12 protein-coding genes are annotated in these 16,446 nt (G+C 62.6%); 9 read left to right on the plus strand and 3 right to left on the minus strand.

The window, feature by feature from the left end:
- The first annotated feature begins 44 nt into the window (after positions 1 to 44).
- The 5 genes from OHD62_RS27555 to OHD62_RS27575 all read left to right on the plus strand — a co-directional run bounded on the left by OHD62_RS27555 (position 45) and on the right by OHD62_RS27575 (position 4,504).
- The gene (locus OHD62_RS27555) at positions 45 to 1,229 is read left to right on the plus strand and encodes an MlaE family ABC transporter permease (protein WP_263789585.1); all 1,185 of its coding nucleotides are present in this window, start codon (positions 45 to 47) and stop codon (positions 1,227 to 1,229) included.
- 1 nt (position 1,230) lies between these two features.
- Entirely contained in the window at positions 1,231 to 2,052 is an 822-nt protein-coding gene (locus OHD62_RS27560) for an ABC transporter ATP-binding protein (protein ID WP_263789587.1), read from the plus strand.
- Positions 2,053 to 2,066: 14 nt separating this feature from the next.
- Positions 2,067 to 3,440: an MCE family protein gene (locus OHD62_RS27565; RefSeq protein ID WP_263789589.1), complete on the plus strand. Its 1,374-nt coding sequence runs from the start codon at positions 2,067 to 2,069 to the stop codon at positions 3,438 to 3,440.
- 79 nt (positions 3,441 to 3,519) lie between these two features.
- On the plus strand, positions 3,520 to 4,131 hold the full coding sequence (locus OHD62_RS27570; RefSeq protein WP_263789591.1) for an ABC-type transport auxiliary lipoprotein family protein: 612 nt from the start codon (positions 3,520 to 3,522) through the stop codon (positions 4,129 to 4,131).
- A 52-nt stretch (positions 4,132 to 4,183) separates the two neighbouring features.
- On the plus strand, positions 4,184 to 4,504 hold the full coding sequence (locus OHD62_RS27575) for a DUF6968 family protein (RefSeq protein WP_263789592.1): 321 nt from the start codon (positions 4,184 to 4,186) through the stop codon (positions 4,502 to 4,504).
- A gap of 123 nt (positions 4,505 to 4,627) precedes the next feature.
- Here the strand turns inward: OHD62_RS27575 and OHD62_RS27580 are convergent, their stop codons facing one another.
- Positions 4,628 to 10,876 (minus strand): kinesin, encoded by a 6,249-nt coding sequence (locus tag OHD62_RS27580; RefSeq protein ID WP_263789594.1) that lies wholly within the window; start codon positions 10,874 to 10,876, stop codon positions 4,628 to 4,630.
- 274 nt (positions 10,877 to 11,150) lie between these two features.
- Between OHD62_RS27580 and OHD62_RS27585 the strand changes: the two genes are divergently transcribed.
- From OHD62_RS27585 to OHD62_RS27595, 3 genes are all read left to right on the plus strand, one after another.
- Complete coding sequence (locus OHD62_RS27585) at positions 11,151 to 11,519, plus strand: Hpt domain-containing protein (RefSeq protein ID WP_263789595.1); 369 nt, start codon at positions 11,151 to 11,153, stop codon at positions 11,517 to 11,519.
- Positions 11,520 to 11,620: 101 nt separating this feature from the next.
- The gene (locus OHD62_RS27590) at positions 11,621 to 11,941 is read left to right on the plus strand and encodes a 2Fe-2S iron-sulfur cluster-binding protein (protein WP_006334837.1); all 321 of its coding nucleotides are present in this window, start codon (positions 11,621 to 11,623) and stop codon (positions 11,939 to 11,941) included.
- Between the two features lie 181 nt (positions 11,942 to 12,122).
- Complete coding sequence (locus tag OHD62_RS27595) at positions 12,123 to 13,151, plus strand: NAD(P)/FAD-dependent oxidoreductase (RefSeq protein WP_263789622.1); 1,029 nt, start codon at positions 12,123 to 12,125, stop codon at positions 13,149 to 13,151.
- A 17-nt stretch (positions 13,152 to 13,168) separates the two neighbouring features.
- Here OHD62_RS27595 and OHD62_RS27600 read toward each other — a convergent pair whose 3' ends face one another.
- Both OHD62_RS27600 and OHD62_RS27605 read right to left on the minus strand, forming a co-directional pair.
- A complete protein-coding gene (locus OHD62_RS27600) occupies positions 13,169 to 14,647 on the minus strand; it encodes an MDR family MFS transporter (RefSeq protein ID WP_263789624.1) in 1,479 nt (492 codons plus the stop codon).
- Between the two features lie 236 nt (positions 14,648 to 14,883).
- A complete protein-coding gene (locus OHD62_RS27605) occupies positions 14,884 to 15,516 on the minus strand; it encodes a DUF922 domain-containing Zn-dependent protease (protein WP_263789626.1) in 633 nt (210 codons plus the stop codon).
- 84 nt (positions 15,517 to 15,600) lie between these two features.
- On the opposite strand from OHD62_RS27605, the gene folP reads away from it, so the two are divergent.
- The gene (gene folP, locus OHD62_RS27610) at positions 15,601 to 16,446 is read left to right on the plus strand and encodes a dihydropteroate synthase (protein WP_263789627.1); all 846 of its coding nucleotides are present in this window, start codon (positions 15,601 to 15,603) and stop codon (positions 16,444 to 16,446) included.

Consider the following 16,446-nt stretch of genomic DNA (forward strand, 5'->3'; position numbering starts at 1 on the left):
TCGGCAAATCGACAGGTCGACCCCGTCAGGCTAAACAGGACGCCATGTTGACCACCCGCAAACGTTTCGCAAGCGGCACTCCCAGCGAAGCCGACCACCGGCCACGCGTTGAGGTTGGTGAAGAGGGCGGCGTTTTGCGCTGTGCTTTCGCTGGAAACTGGACGACGCGCACTGTGGCGCTGATCGATGCGGAGATGCGCAAGATCGAGAAACGCAGCGGTTTCCAATCAGTTACGCTCGATCTCTCCCATATTGAGAAGATGGATACCGCCGGCGCCTGGCTGATCGACCGCCTGGTCAGCGTCTTTGAGAAGAAGAGCATCGAGATCAGCTTGCAGGGGCAAAGCGAGATCGCCTCTATCCTGCTCGGCGCCGTCGGCGACGCCGTTCGTCGCGAGCCTGAGTCGGGCATTGCAAGACCGCCGAACATCGTCATCCGAGCGCTCGAGGCGGTTGGCCGTCGCGTTTACGAGATGCGCGACGATTTCCTGGCCTCGATGAACATTCTTGGCGCCACGATACAAGGCTCGCAGATGAAGCTTGGCCGCGGCCACGCGGTCAATCCGGCGGCGATCTTCAACCAGATCGATCGCATGGGCGTCGGCGCCATACCGGTGGTGGTGCTGATGTCGGCCATCGTCGGTGCGATCGTCGCCCAGCAAGGCGCCTACCAGCTCAGCTATTTCGGTGCCGACATCTTTGTCGTCGACCTGGTCGGCGTGCTGATCCTGCGTGAGCTCGGCGTGCTGATGACCGCGATCATGATCGCCGGCCGCTCGGGCAGCGCCATCACCGCCGAGATCGGCTCGATGAAGATGCGCGAGGAGGTCGACGCGCTGAAGGTCATCGGGCTCAATCCGATCGGTGTACTGGTGTTTCCGCGGCTGGTTGCGCTGGTGATCGCTTTGCCTTGCCTGACCATCATCGCCAATTTCGCCGCACTTGGCGGCGGCATCCTGGCTGCATGGCTCTACTCCGACATTGCGCCGGCCGCCTTCATCGACCGGCTGCGCGTCGCCATCGATATCAGCACCATTTTTGCCGGCCTGATCAAGGCGCCGTTCATGGCCATGATCATCGGCACGATCGCCTCGGTCGAAGGCATGAAGGTCGGCGGCAGCGCCGAATCGCTCGGCCAGCACGTGACCGCTTCCGTGGTGAAATCGATCTTCGTGGTCATCATCCTCGACGGGCTTTTCGCCATGTTCTACGCGGCGATCGAGTTCTGACATGGCAATGCAGGGCAGCACAGAGGCAACCGGGGTTGCGGAGGAAGCCAACGAAAACGAGATCGTGCTTTCGGCGCACGACATCACCGTCTCCTTCGGTGACAAGGTCATTCTCGACAAATTGTCGCTCGATATCAGGCGCGGCGAGATCCTCGGCTTTGTCGGGGCTTCGGGCGCCGGCAAGTCGGTTTTGCTGCGTACCATCCTCGGCCTGACGCGCAAGCAATCGGGGACGATCAAGCTGTTCGGCGTGGATGTCGAAAAAGCGAGTGAACGGGAGCGTCTTCGCATCGACATGCGCCTTGGCGTCCTCTTCCAGCACGGCGCGCTGTTTTCGGCGCTTACGGTTCTCGAAAACGTCCAGGTGCCGATGCGCGAATATCTCGACTTGCCGCGAAAGCTGATGGACGAACTGGCGATGCTCAAGGTCGAACTGGTCGGGCTGCCGCCGGATGCGGCGCAGAAATTTCCTTCCGAACTGTCCGGCGGCATGATCAAGCGTGCGGCGCTGGCGCGCGCACTGGCACTCGACCCCGACATCGTCTTCCTCGACGAGCCGACATCCGGCCTCGATCCGATCAGCGCGGCGGAGTTCGACGAACTGGTCGTCAAGCTGCGCGACACGATGGATCTGACCGTCTACATGGTCACGCACGATCTCGACACGCTGTTCACGGCCTGCGATCGGGTGGCTGTGCTCGGCAAGAAGAAGGTGCTTGTCGAAGGCACGATCGACGACATGCTCAAAAGCGAGGAGCCGTGGGTGAAATCCTATTTCCGCGGAAAACGTGCCCGGCAACTTGATCTTGCGGCGCGTGCATAGCCATAAGTGAGGCAATGGAAACCAGAGCCAACTACGTTATTGTCGGCATTTTCACGCTGGCCGCGATCCTGGCGGCCTTCGCGTTCGTCTATTGGACGGCCGCGATCGGCGATAAGGGTGAGACGGTGCTGCTGCGTGTGCGCATCCCCGGCTCGGCATCCGGTCTCGGCCGCGGCAGTTTCGTGCTGTTTAACGGCGTCAAGGTCGGCGATGTCAGGCGCGTCTATATCGACGTTGACAATCCGACCGCCGCTATCGCCGACACCGAGATAGACCGCTTGACGCCGATCACCAAATCGACGCAGGCCGATATCGGGCTTGCCGGCCTCACCGGCCAGGCCAATATCGAACTCAAGGGCGCCGACCCCAAGGAAGCGAAGCTTCTCGACCAGGCGGAAGCGGAGGGCAAGGTTGCCGAGATTGTCGCCAACCCGTCGGCGGTCACCAATCTCTTGCAGACGGCGCAGAACATCTTCACCCGCGCCGACACGGTTCTCACCCAGCTCGAGGGCTTCACCAAGGACGTTCGCGGGCCGCTGACGCAGACCGTTAACAATGTGCAGACCTTCTCCGACGCGCTGGCCAAGAACTCCGACGGTATCGACAAGTTCCTCGCCAGCGTCAGTTCGCTGTCCGATGAATTGAAGGGCGTTTCCGGCAAGCTCGACGGCACGCTTAAGGCGGCCGAAGGGCTGCTCAACGCCGTCGACAAGGACCAGATCAAGAGCATCGTCGCCAATGTCGATACGGTGACCGGCAATCTGAAGGAAACCTCGAAGCAGTTCGACACCGTCATCAAGAATGTCGACACGGCGGTGGGATCGATCAACGACTTCGCCCAAAAGACGCAAGGGACGCTGACCAAGGTCGACGGCGTTCTCGATGGCATCGATCCGGCGCAGGTTCGCACCGCGCTGGCCAACATCCAGAAGGCGAGCGAGAATGCCAACAAGGCTGCCGCCGATATCGCCAAGGTGACCGACAAATTCGCCAACCGGGCCGACGATATCGATGAGACGATCAAGGATGCGCAGCAGCTTGCGCAGCGCCTCAACAATGCTTCGGTGCGCGTCGACGGCATCCTAGCCAAGGTCGATACATTGCTGGGCTCGGGCCAGGCGGATGGGGTGATGGCCGATGCCAGGGGCACACTGAAATCGTTCAAGCAGGTCGCCGACACGCTGAACGCCCGCCTCGGCACCATCACCGACAATCTGGCGCGATTCTCTGGCCAGGGCCTGCAAAACGTCGAGGCGCTGGTTCAGGACAGCCGCCGCTCGATCAACCGCATCGAAGAAGCGGTGACGGATCTCAGCCGCAATCCGCAACGGATACTTTCTGGGGGAGAAGGCGAGGTTCGACAGTTCGACGGCAGGGCGCGGCGTTGACTTCAGCCTTCCCACCCCCCAAGAACATGAACCACCATTGCAGGTTGATCTTACGATCTGGGGACAACGGGGATCGCGTGTGAAGTCGGTTTGGGTCAAATCGGGCGGCGTCAGATCGACTGTGGCATTGCTTGCCCTGACCCTTGCCAGTTGCGCTGCCTTGCCGGGCGGCGGGCCGGCTCCGCTCGATACGTTCGAGCTTTCGGCGCCGTCGCTCGACGCGCGCAGTCACAGTCGCCGCCAGATACTCATCGCCCAGCCGTCGGCCCTCAAGGCGCTGGACAGCCAGAACATCGTCATCAGGCCGTCCGATCGGTCGATCCAGTATCTCAAGGGCGCGCAATGGGCCGACCGGCTGCCACTGATCGTGCAGGCGCGGCTGGCTGAGACGTTCCAGCGTTCGGGCAGCTTCGCCGGCGTCGGCAAGCCGGGCGAGGGGCTGGCGATCGACTATCAGGTGATCGTCGAGGTTCGGTCTTTCGAAGTCCGGGTCGATGGTGGCGAACACGCCGAGGTCGATCTGTTCGTGCGGATACTGAACGACCGCAACGGCGAGGTGCGCGCCTCAAAGAGCTTTACCGCGACCGCGCCCGTCTCGGGCAGCGGCAACCAGGCCTATGTCGGCGCGCTCGACAATGCCTTCGGCGATGCGGCCAAGGACATTGTGCGCTGGACGGATTCGGTGATCTGAATCGCCGAGCGCGATGCTCCAGACAAGTCGCCGCTGTTGTGAGGAGTCATGCATGGCCGCTATCGGTTTTGTTCAAAGAACATTCCTGGTCGATGGCAAGGAGGTAACGTGCCGTTTCTTCCAGCCTGGACCCGAGGAGGGGCGAGACTTCCAATGCCAATATGAAATAGGCTGGACGGAAGGCCCGCGCTCCCGAAAAGCTTACGGGATTGATCAGGTGCAGGCGCTACTGCTTGCGATGCAAATGGCGCATGCTGAACTGTTGTCAGCTCGCGAAAACAACGGACGCAAGGTGTCATGGCTCGATCAGCGAAGCCTTGGACTACCCGTAGCCGATTCAATCCGTGATTGGGATCCTGAGGGTGGCTTCTGAACGCCCGCCATCGATCGCGGCTCTCAGACCGTACCTACCGCCGCTTGCAGTTCGTGAAATGAAAAACAGTATGGATTGAAAAGGCGGGAAAATCTCCCGCCGTTTTTATTCCCTATTGCCTGATCAATGCAGGCGGCCGCTGGCGTGGGCAAGCATGGTGTAGACCTTGCCGGTGTCCGACGTCAGGTAGGTCTGCGCCATGATGTTGTCGCGGTCGTTGCGCGACACATCCTTGAGCAGCTTCTCGAAATCGTCGCAGTAACGGTCGACGGCGGCACGGAATTCCGCCTCGGTCTGATATTTGCGGCGGATTTCGTCGAAAGTCTGCTGGCCCTTCAGCGTGTAGAGACGCCGCGTGAACACGTCGCGCTCGCCGCGCCGATAGCGGTTCCACAATTCGATCGAAGCATCGTGATCGATGGCGCGGGCGATATCGACGGAAAGCGAGTTGAGTGACTCCATGACATGAAGCGGCGAGCGCTGGGCAGGGGCCGGGCGCAGCGTTTCCACCGGAGCGGCGGGCCTGGCGTCCTCTTCGCGCGATGCCCCGGTCAGGAGATCGCGCACCCAGCCGCCCTGCGGCGTCCGGGCATTGGGATCGCGCTGACGCGCCGTCTCAACTGGGCGCTCCAGGTCGCGCAAGGCGGTCCCGCCCAACGGCACTTGCGGCGCACGATGCTCCGGCTGTGGCGCCGGCGATGGGGCCCGGCGTGGCGGCTCAGGCGCGCGCGCGGCAGGCGCTTGTGGCGCCGGACGCAGGCTGCGTGGCTCCGAGGGATCGGTGCCGCGGCCGGATTTCGCAACAATATCCGAGAGTTCCTTCAACGCGTTGATCTGCTCGGAAACAGCACGACGGATGGCCGTGGTCGATTCCTTTGCTTCTTCCGGCATCTCGATGACGCCCTTTTTGAGCTCGGCGCGAGTGAGGTCGAGCTCACTCTTGATCGAGCCGGCGGTGCGCCGCATCTCCTCGGTTGCGTCGGCGAAGCGCTTGGTTGCCGAATCAACGACCTCGGAAATGGCGGAACGGATCTTGTCGGCCGATTCCAGTGTCTTGCCTTCCGCGTTCTGCAGCGTCTGGCCGACCAGGTTCTCGAAGGAGCGCATCACCTTTTCCAGGTCTTCCGACTTCTTGACCAGGCCGACGGCGAGATCCTCCAGCGAGGACTGGCGCTCCAGCGTGTGTTCGAGGTTGCTTTGGGCCGAGCTCAACAGGTCCGAAGCGCTGGACAGCAGCCGGCTGTGCTCGTCGAACTTGGTGGCAATCGAGGCAACCTCGCGCAAGGTGGCGGACGACAGTTCGGTAAGCCGGGTCGTGTTCGAATCGACCAGGCGCGCCGAACTGGCGAAGGTCTGCGCGGCTTTCTCGGTCGTTGCGGCAAAGCTCTGCGTGCTGCCGGTCAGGCGTTCGTCGACCTGGCCGAGATTGGTCGCCGCCTGTTCGATCAACTGACCAAGCTGCGCACTGGATGTACTCATGCGGCCGATAAGCTCGGCTACACTGTCGGCGAGCGTCGAGCGTGCCCCGTCGACGGCCGACAATGTTTCGGCCGTGCGACTGGCGAGCGCGTTGACGAGAGTGGCGTTTTCGCTACGCAGCTTCTCGGTGGCGCGCTCGGTGACTTCTTCCATGCTCCTTTGCAACTCCGAGCCACCCTGGGCGAAGCGCTCGACCAGTGGCCGTGCCGTTTCGTCGAGGATTTTCGATATCTCGGCCGACCGCGCCGCAAGCATGGTGTTGAGCTCGCGAGTGTTGGAGCCGATGGTCTTGGCCGCGTCGTTGGTGCTCTGGCCGATATGCTGGCCGACCGCGGTAAAAGTCTCGGCGATCGAGTTGGCGCGCGAAATGAGCTGCGCCTCGGCGGTCGAAACCTGCTCGTTGAGCCTCTGGCCCATCGTTTCGGTGGTGTAGGCGAGACGGTTCTCGACACCGGCAAGCTGCTCCTCGACGCGAGCCGCCGCAGCGGCCGCGCTTGACGCCAGGCGCTCGTCGGCGCCGGCGAGCGCCTGCTCGATTTCGCGGGCATGGACGGCGAGGTCCTGACCGGTCAGCCTTGCACGTTCGGCAACACGCTGCTCGGTGTTGGCGAAGGCCCCGACGATGTTGTCGGCATGCTCGCCAATCGTCGAGGTGCTGTCGGCGATGCGCGCCACCAGACGGTGATCCGCTTCGTCGAAGATGCGGCCGATCTCGGATGCGCGCGCCGACAGTGCCTCCGAACCTTCGGCAATGCGCGATATCAACTTCTGGTCGGCGGCATCGAAGATGCGGCCAAGGTCCGACGCGCGTGCCGCAAGCGCTTCGGCCGACTCGCCGATGCGCACTGTCAGCCGTTCGTCGGCGCCTTCGAAATTGCGCAGGATATCGCCGGCGCGTGCGGCCAGCGACTGCGCTGTTTCGACCGCGCGGGCAACCAGCTTCTGGTCCGCCGCATCGAATGTTCCGGCAATCTCGCCGGCACGGGCGGCCAGTTGATCGGCCGTTGCCTGGGCGCGTGCCAGCAGGGAGTTCGACGTGTCGTCGACACGCGCCATGAGTGTGCTCGATGTGTCCTCGGCGCGGGCAATGAGCGCGCTCGACGTGTCCTGCGCCCGCGCTGCGAGGCGGCGATCCGCCTCCTCGAAGGTGCGGGCGATATCCTCGGCCCTGGCAAGCAAGGCAGCCGAGGTCTGCTCGGCGCGTTCGGCGATCTTGCGGTCGGCATCGCTGAACGCCACACCCGCCTGCTCATGCAGCGCGCTGGTGACCTCCATGACCTTTTCGCGCAGTGCTCCCGCAACGAAGACAGCGCTTTTCTCGAGCACGGCGCGGACGTTGTCGACACCTGTCGACAGCGCGCGTTCCATGGTTCCGGCCCGCTCCTCGATGACGCCTGTCTGCCGGCTGAACGCCTGCTCGATCTTTTCGATGTCCGCGGCAATGGCGTCCGAGATGTCGGTGCTTCGGGCGGCAATCTGGTCGATATGGCTGGATAGGGAACGATCGACGTCCTTGCGCGTATCGGCAAGCTTGGAGAGATCGTCGTCCAAGGCGCGGGTCAGCATGTCGCGGCCTTCGGCGAGCTTGCCGACATGGCCGGTGATGATGTCGTCGACCTCACCACGGCTCGCTGCAAGCCTCTCCAGATCAGCTTCCAGCGCGCGCCTCAGTATGTCGCGGCCTTCGGCCAATTTCTCGACCTGGCCGGCGACCAGCCCGTCGATGCTTGAGCGGCTTTCGGCCAGTTTGGCGAGATCGTCCTCAAGCGCCTTCGACAGCGTCGAGCGATCCTGGAGGAGTTTCTCGGTATGGTTGCCGACGAGGCTGTTGACGCCGCCGAGGTCGGCTTCCAGCGCACGCGCAAATTCCGCGCGGTTGTCGGTCAATTGCTTGGACTGGTCGGCGACGACGCCCTTGATCGTGTTGAGATCGGCTTCCAGCGCGCGCCTGAGGATGTCGCGGCCCTCGGACAGCTTTTCGACCTGGCCGGCGACCAGCCCGTCGATGCTCGAACGGCTTTCCGCCAGCCTGGAAAGATCGTCTTCGAGCGCCTTCGACAAGGCCGAACGGTCCTCGATCAACTTCTCGGCGTGGCTGTTGACGAGATTGTTGACGCTGCCGAGATCGGCTTCCAGCGCGCGCTTGAGGATATCGCGGCCCTCGGCCAGCTTCTCGACCTGGCCGGCGACCAGCCCATCGATGCTCGAGCGGCTTTCGGCCAGTTTAGCGAGATCGTCTTCGAGCGCCTTCGAAAGGGTAGAGCGGTCCTGGGCGAGCCTGTTCATGTGGTCGGAGATAAGGCCGTTGACGCTCTGCAGGTCGGCTTCCAGCGCTCGTGAAAGCTGACTGCGGTCTTCCGCCAGCCTTTCGGACTGGCCAGCGATAACACCCTTGATCGTGTTCAGGTCGGTTTCCAGCGCGCGCTTGAGGATATCGCGGCCTTCGGCCAACTTCTCGACCTGGCCGGCGACCAGCCCATCGATGCTCGAGCGGCTTTCCGCCAGCTTGGCGAGGTCGGCCTCGAGTGTTTGCGACAGCAGGCTGCGATCCTCGCTGAGCCTGTCCGAATGACTCTCGATCAGGCCCCTGATGCCGGACAGGTCATCGTCGAGCGAACGCGACAGCCCGGCGCGGTCTTCCGCCAGTTTCGCGGAATGGCTCTCGATCAGGCCCTGGATGCCGACAATATCGGTTTCCAGTGCCTTGGCGAGAACGGCGCGACCTTCGGCGATCTTTTCAACCTGGGCGGCGACCAACCCGTCGATGCCGGCGCGGTTGTCGGCCAGCTTGGCGAGGTCGGCGTCCAGCGCCCGCGAAAGAATGCCGCGACCCTCGGCGAGCTTTCCGACATGGCCGGCAACCATTTCATCAATGATTGTGCGGGCTTGCACGAGTTTTCCGGAGTCTTCATCGAGGGCCTGCGCTAGCCTGCTGCGGCCTTCTTCTAGTCTTTCGAGATGGCTGCCGAGCGAAGCGTCGATGGCGGCGCGCGACTCGTTGACCTTGCGCAGATCCTCTTCGAGAGCGCGCGCGATCAAGCTGCGGCCGTCGGCAAGTTTCTGCACCTGATCGGTCACGGCTGCATCGATGCCGGCACGGCTTTCGGCGAACTTCGCCAGATCGGCCTCCATTGCCGCCGCCATGCGTTCTCGGCTTTCCGACAGCTTGCGGCTGTGGTTTTCGACGGCTTCCTCGATACCGACGCGGGCGTCGGCAAGTCGCTGGATATCGCTGTCGAAGGAACGGGAAACGACGTGGCGCGCCGCTTCCATGCGCCCGGCGAAGTCGCTGGCGCGTGCTTCAAGCATGGACGAGGTCGACGAAACGATGTCGGCCATGTCGGCGCCGATCTGGGTCTTGCCCTGATCGATCATGGCCGACAGCGTGTCCTTGCTTTCCTGGAAAGTATGGGCGATTTCGCGTGCGCGCTCGACCAGTGTCTCGTTGATCTGGCGGGCTCGAGCCTCCAGCGCGGCGTTGAGCTTCTGCGTGCCGGTGTCCAGCGCTTCGGCGCGGGTCTGGAATTCGCCGATCAGCGCCTGCCCGCGTTCGGCAAGCGTGCGCTCGATGCCGCTGAGGCTGGCTTCGAATTCGGAACTCAGCGTGCGCGCCGCACCCCCGAGCAGCGACACCATGCCGTTGGTCCGATCGTCGAGCAGTTCGGTCAGCGACCGTGTCAGGCCGTCGGTCGTGTCCGTCAGCTTGGCGATGCGCGTATCGAGAAGGCTGGCGAAGGCTTCGCCGGAGGTCGACAGCCGGTCGGTGATCGTATCGAGGCGTCCTTCCACCTGATCGAAGATCGACATCGAGCTTCCGTTGATCCTGTCGATCAGCGTATCGCCGGAATTGGTGATGGTCATCGACAGCTGGGTCGAAGCGTTGAGGATGCTGTCGCGGATGAGGTCGCTGGCGGAGCCGATTTCATCCTTCAGCGTCTCATGCGCGCCGGCGATCGATGCACGCACGCGCTCGGCGTGGGTGACCACGGCTTCGCGCTCGCTGCCCAGCCCGTCGACGAGCGAGCGGATGCGGGATTCGTTTTCAGAATAGGAGCGTTCGATCTGGTTCACTTCGCTGTGGACAAGGGTTTCGAGCTCGACGGCGCGCGCCAGCGTGCGCTCGATGCCTTCGCCCATGGCAGCCACCTCGCGGCGAACGGCCTGACCGATCATCATGACACGATCCTGGGCAAGGCTTTCCGGCTCGGCCAGGCGGAAGGCCACTTCCGTCATCGACTGGGCGGCGATGCGCATTTCCTGGGCGCGGCGGATCATGGCGGCAAACGCCCAGAACAGGATAACGGGCAGGATTGCCGCGACTGCGAGGCCGATCAGTTCGGGACGGGCCAAAAACTGGTCAAGCGTACGGATTTTCCAGATGTCGGGTCCGAACAACAGATTGGCCAAAGCTCCAGCGCCGGCAAGCCAGGCGAGCGAAACGATCGCCACAACCCAATAGATCGTGTTGGAGGCGCGCCGATTGAGGCTGTGCAGCAGCGTCTTGTAATCTTTTTGACGATCGTCGTTGGCCGGTGCGAAACCGGTAGGCTGCGAGCCATTGCGCGTTTCCACCGGGCGCAACTCGGCCGGCTTGGCCTTTGCCGCTGACTTCGCGCTCTGGCTCTGGTTGGCGGCGGGCGCCGCGTTTTGACTTTGGTTTACCACAGGCGCTGGCGTCTCGCTTTGGCTGACGACAGGCTCCGCATCCTGGTTGCGGCCTTCGCGCGCCAGCTCGTCCGCAGCCTGCGATATCTGCGCTTCGAGATCTTCCATCGACACCGCAATGTCGAGGTCGCCGCCGGCGTCCCCACTCAGGTCGATATCAAGCGCTTTTTCGAGTTCCTTGGCTACGTCGCTGTCGAGCGTTCTTGTCGTCGATGTTTTCTTCGCCATGCCTTCGCTACCCTGTACAAGCTGCTACGGGACTTATGATTGTGATTTTCGTATCCCGTGCAGGAGGCTGAAAAATGGACCCCTCGTATCGTAATGACACACCGGGGTAAAGAAAACATGCATTCCGCGAGATACGTAAAACTTTAAATATAAGGTTAACAACACCGTGATCCGGGCGCCGTTTTCGCAACATTTTTCTCGGCCATTCATTAACCCGTTGTCCATGGGATTCGCCTAGCTTTTCCGGCGATCCGCGATCAAGGAGTTAGAGTTCATGCGTGGCGAAAACGGCATCGCCTTCTCAATGCCTGGCGGCGACGTGTCGGGAACCGGGCCGGCACGGCCTGTGGATATGGCTCATTTGGCCCGCCAGACAATGGGCGATCGTGGCCTCGAGCAGGAGGTGCTCGCCTTATTCGTGCAGCAGGCGTTGTCGGTGCGCGACAGGATAGTCGACGCCGATGTCCGCGAAAGGCTATTTCTGGCGCACGCGCTGAAGGGCTCGGCGCGAGGGGTCGGCGCCTTTGCCATCGCCGATTGCGCCACCGCCATCGAGCGTCAGCCCGAAGACCCTAGCGCGCTCAAGCGCCTTGGCGCGCTTATCGAGGAAGTGCGCGATTTCATCGCAGCCATCAACCGCTAATTCCAGTTTCCAAAAAAACGGCATAGAGCGGCGTTTTTGCACGGCAGTTGACTTGTCTGCCGGAGTGATTATCTCGGCTGGGACTTCCCTTCAGGTGACAAATGACCAAGCTGACCTTCATTGCCCATGACGGCACGCATTTCGACGTGGATGCCGAAAACGGCTCGACCGTCATGGAAAACGCTATCCGCAACGCGGTGCCGGGGATCGAGGCCGAATGCGGCGGCGCCTGCGCCTGCGCGACCTGCCATGTCTATGTCGACGAGGCATGGACAGCGGAAGTCGGCGAGCCGGAGGCGATGGAGGAGGACATGCTGGACTTCGCCTACGACGTCCAGCCGAACTCACGGCTGTCCTGCCAGATCAAGGTGCGAGACGCACTTGATGGACTGGTCGTGCGCGTGCCTGCCCGTCAGGGCTGAGACGCGCGTTTATTACCGTGTTTTTGCAGCTCCCGCTTGGCAGCGCGCCAATGGTCATGCAGTGTCGCGCCGTTTCCCACGCGTCCTCTTGGGCGCGTAAGAACGCTGTAGCAATTTGGCACATGATGCCCGGTGGAAATCAATTCGGATTTTCGGGGTCATGCGCATCGAGGCGCATTTCATGACCGACATCACCAGGACGGACGTACTCATTATCGGGGCAGGGCCTGTCGGCCTGTTCGCTGTGTTCGAGCTCGGCCTCTTCGACATGAAATGCCATCTGATCGACATACTCGACCGGCCCGGTGGGCAATGCGCGGAACTGTATCCGGAAAAGCCGATCTACGACATTCCGGGCTGGCCCTCGATCTCGGCGCAGGGGCTGGTCGACAAGCTGCTTGCGCAGATTGCGCCGTTCAAGCCCGAATTCACCTATAACCGTATGGTTTCGAGCCTCGAAAAGCTCGAGGATGGCAGCTTTCGCGTCATCACCGACGAGAACGAGGTGTTTGAAGCCAAGGTGGTGGTGATCGCCGCCGGCGGCGGCTCGTTCCAGCCCAAACGTCCGCCGATACCGGGCATCGAGGCCTATGAAGGAAAAAGCGTCTACTACTCGGTTCGCCGGATGGAGGATTTTCGCGGCCATGACCTCGTCATCGTCGGCGGTGGCGATTCGGCCCTCGACTGGACGCTGAACCTGCAGCCCGTGGCGAAAAGCGTGACGCTGGTCCACCGGCGTCCCGAATTCCGCGCCGCACCCGACAGCGTCAACAAGATGTATGCCATGCAGGAGATGAAGGAGCTGGACTTCCAGGTTGGCCAGGTGACCGGCCTGACCGGCGCTGATGGTCAGCTTTCATCGGCGACCATCAAGGGACCTGACGGCGATGTCGAGGTGGCGTGCACGCGCATGCTGCCGTTCTTCGGGCTGACCATGAAACTCGGTCCGATCGCTGAGTGGGGCCTCAACCTTCATGAAAACCTGATCCCGGTCGACACCGAGAAATTCCAAACATCGGTGCCAGGCATCTTCGCCGTCGGCGACATCAACTGGTATCCCGGCAAGCTGAAGTTGATCCTGTCGGGCTTCCATGAGGTCGCGCTGATGGCGCAGGCGGCAAAGCGTATCGTCAGCCCGGGCGAGCGCATCGTATTCCAGTATACGACGTCGTCGACCAGCCTGCAGAAGAAGCTCGGCGTCCACGATTGAAATGCGTCGCGGGGTTTTTACTCCGCGAGAACCGGCGCGGTTTCCGCATGGCCGCGGAGCGGCTTTTCCGGCATCAGCCCGAGCGCGACCAACGCCAGGACCAGGGTCACGGCCGCGGCGAGGAAGATCATCACGAATGCGGCGGCTTCGACAGTGACGCTGGTCGCATGCGCGCCCTCGCTGGCCAGCGGCAGGCCGTAGCCCAGCGCGACCGCGCCGAGCATCGCAACCCCAAGGGCGCTGCCCAAGGAGCGAAGGAAGGTCAGTACGCCGGTGGCAACGCCGAGATGCCGCTGATCGACGGCGTTCTGAACCGACACGGTGGCAACCGGAAAGGTCGTTCCGCTGCCAAGGCCGATGCACGTCGTCAGGATCTCGACAACCAGCAGGGAGGCATGCTCCGCCACGAGGCTGAGCACGCCAAGACACACTATGGCGAAGGCAATCCCTGCCATCGCGATCCGCTTGTAGTGGACAAAGCGCTGTATCGTGCGGCCGCTGAATGTCGCGCCGGCAACAGTGCCGAGCATCAGCCCCAGCATGGCGATTCCCGATTCGCCAACCGACAGCCCGACGACAGACTGCAGATAGACCGGCAGGTAGACCGCCAGGCCGATATTGGCGGCCTGCAGCAGGAACATGGACAATGTGCCGGTCAGAACGATCGGGTTGCCAAGCACTTCGAGCGAGATAAGCGGCTCTGCCGCCTTGAGCAGCCGCAGCGCGAAGCCAGCCCAGAAGATTGCCGAGCAGGCGAGCAGCCCAAGGATTTCGCTGGACAGCCAGGGGTAGGCGCTGCCGCCCCAGTTCAGCGCCAGAAGCAGCAATGCCGTCGCCACCACAAGAAGCAATGCCCCCAGCCCGTCAATACGATGATGCTTTGCCGCGATTGGCAGCTTCTTCAGCGGCTTGTTGATGATCGCCATGGCCAGAAAGCCGAGCGGCAGGTTGATCCAGAAGATCAGCGACCAGTGCAGATGTTCGGCGAAGCCGCCGCCGAGCAGCGGGCCGGCGATGCTGGCGACGGCCCATGTGCCCGCGATCCAGGCGGAGTAGCGCGCCCGCTCGCGTGGCGGCACGAGGTCGCCGATGACGGTCTGCGCCAGGGCAAAAAGGCCGCCGCCGCCGGCACCCTGGATCGCCCGGCCGATGATCAGCACGAGCATGTTGGGCGCCATGGCACTGACAAGCGAGCCCGCAAGAAAGATAAGGATCGCCGCATAGACGGTCGGCCGACGCCCATGGACGTCGGAAATCTTGCCATAGAGCGGCGCCACCGCTGTTGCGGTCAAGAGATAACCGGTGACGATCCACGGCAGATACTCGGCATGGCCGAGTGCATGCGCGATGGTCGGCATGGCCGGTGCGACAATGGTCTGGTCGAGCGCCGCCAACAGCATCGACAACAGCACGCCGCCGATGATGGCGTTCTTCTCGCTCTCGGTCAGCGGTGATGGGGGCACCATCGTCGCCTGCTTGTCGACAGCCTGGTCCATCGTCTTAAGTCTTTCATGGGCTTGCGTGCGTTCAGCAGGGGCGGCCGGGTCGGCCGGTCCGGTGCGTGCGCCGCGTCGATTGTTGTCTCGTGCTTTTCGAGGTTTCGCCTTCGCGAACCTGACATATGTCGTCCCGTATAGGCGGATTTCGACAGCGGCTCGAAAGTTTTTCCGGCTTGGCACCATGCTTCGGCGAAATTGGCTTGCGCCATTGGCACTCGAGCGGCGGCGAAATCTCAGGTCGGTGGCAACCGGCCGTTCTCGATGCGCTCCATGCGATAGCGCAGCAGCCGGATGATGCGGCTTTCGAAATTGACGCTTTCGACGCGGTCGAATTGCACCTGGGCCTGGTCGTGCTTAGCAAGAATGGCGGCGGTGATCTCGGAGGCCTTCGCCTTGGCCTCCTGGCAGGTCTTCTGCGGATAGGTCGCCTTCAGCACGTCCTCCAACTCCTTGGCGTGGTTTTTGGCGATCTCGACATGGCGTTCCTCATGGCGCTTGATGTCGGAAGACAGAGTGTCCCAGAACAATCTTACGCCGGCATCGGCCTTGCGCGGACGGCGCCACTCCGGGAGGATCACCTTGACCTTGACGGTCACGGTGGCCGCCACGATCCGGCAGGAATTCGCATTCTCCGCGTAGCCGACGCGCGTCGTGAAGGCCATTTGCGTGGCGCCGGGATGCCTCATCCCGGTGCTTTTCACGCGCGGCCCATGTTTGGTGAGCTGCGTCTCGATGTCGTCGAGCGTCCTGCCGCCAACAGGGAAATAGCTGTATGTCTTCACCAGTGACGCAGCGCCCACAGGCAAAGCGGTCATTGCGAGCATCGGGGCGAGCATCAGGGCGCAGAGCAGGGGTCGGTTCATCATGTTGCCTCTTCAGCCACCTTGCGTTACGGCCGTCCTCGACGCAACGGATTTGATCTTTGGCGGATCACACATGGTTGATGGACAATGACGACAAGGCGATGGCAGTTGGCGCACGGACGCCATCTCGACCTTGGCGGCAAGTCGGTGATTGTCGGCATCCTCAACGTCACGCCGGATAGTTTTTCCGACGGCGGGCTGTTCGTTGGAGCCGAACAGGCGTTGGCCCAGGCACACCGCATGGTGGAGGAGGGGGCCTCGGTCATCGATGTCGGCGGGGAATCGACGCGGCCCGGCGCCTCCGCGGTAACCGCTGGCGAAGAGCAGGCCCGCGTGCTGCCGGTCATCGAGGCGCTGGCCGGGCTTGGCGAGGCGCTGGTTTCGGTCGACACCTATCGCGAGGACACCGCCCGGCTTGCGGTGGCGGCCGGCGCGCATATCGTCAACGATGTCTGGGGCCTGCAGCGCGAACCCGGCATTGCGCGCGTTGCCGCCGAGACCGGAGCCGGGCTGGTCATCATGCATACCGGACGTGACCGGCAGAAACTGCCCGACGTCATCGAGGACCAGCTTTTCTTCCTTGGGAAATCGCTGGAAATCGCCCGTGGAAGCGGAATTGTCGACGATCAGATCGTGCTCGATCCGGGTTTCGGCTTCGCCAAGGAGACGGCGGAAGAAAACCTCGATCTGATGGCGCGGTTTTCCGAGCTCAATGCACTGGGCTTTCCGCTGATGGCCGGCACGTCAAGAAAGCGCTTCATCGGCAACGTCACCGGCCGCGACGCCTCGGCAAGGGGTGCGGGAACCGCGGCGACAAGCGTCATCCTGAGGCTCAAGGGGGCGCAGCTTTTTCGCGTCCACGATGTCGCAATCAACATGGATGCACTGGCCATTGCCGATGCTATGTTGGCGCGAGAGATCCGGGGAAGCTGA

Origin of the sequence: Mesorhizobium sp. YC-39 (genome assembly GCF_025753795.1) — a bacterium.
Lineage (GTDB): Bacteria > Pseudomonadota > Alphaproteobacteria > Rhizobiales > Rhizobiaceae > Mesorhizobium.

What these genes read in the sequence shown, in the direction of transcription:
- OHD62_RS27555 (WP_263789585.1), top strand. Translation starts at nt 45, where the DNA reads ATGTTGACCACCCGCAAACGTTTCGCAAGCGGCACTCCCAGCGAAGCC.
- OHD62_RS27560 (WP_263789587.1), top strand. Translation starts at nt 1,231, where the DNA reads ATGGCAATGCAGGGCAGCACAGAGGCAACCGGGGTTGCGGAGGAAGCC.
- OHD62_RS27565 (WP_263789589.1), top strand. Translation starts at nt 2,067, where the DNA reads ATGGAAACCAGAGCCAACTACGTTATTGTCGGCATTTTCACGCTGGCC.
- OHD62_RS27575 (WP_263789592.1), top strand. Translation starts at nt 4,184, where the DNA reads ATGGCCGCTATCGGTTTTGTTCAAAGAACATTCCTGGTCGATGGCAAG.
- OHD62_RS27580 (WP_263789594.1), bottom strand. Translation starts at nt 10,876, where the DNA reads ATGGCGAAGAAAACATCGACGACAAGAACGCTCGACAGCGACGTAGCC.
- OHD62_RS27585 (WP_263789595.1), top strand. Translation starts at nt 11,151, where the DNA reads ATGCGTGGCGAAAACGGCATCGCCTTCTCAATGCCTGGCGGCGACGTG.
- OHD62_RS27590 (WP_006334837.1), top strand. Translation starts at nt 11,621, where the DNA reads ATGACCAAGCTGACCTTCATTGCCCATGACGGCACGCATTTCGACGTG.
- OHD62_RS27595 (WP_263789622.1), top strand. Translation starts at nt 12,123, where the DNA reads ATGACCGACATCACCAGGACGGACGTACTCATTATCGGGGCAGGGCCT.
- OHD62_RS27600 (WP_263789624.1), bottom strand. Translation starts at nt 14,647, where the DNA reads ATGGACCAGGCTGTCGACAAGCAGGCGACGATGGTGCCCCCATCACCG.
- OHD62_RS27605 (WP_263789626.1), bottom strand. Translation starts at nt 15,516, where the DNA reads ATGATGAACCGACCCCTGCTCTGCGCCCTGATGCTCGCCCCGATGCTC.
- folP (WP_263789627.1), top strand. Translation starts at nt 15,601, where the DNA reads ATGACGACAAGGCGATGGCAGTTGGCGCACGGACGCCATCTCGACCTT.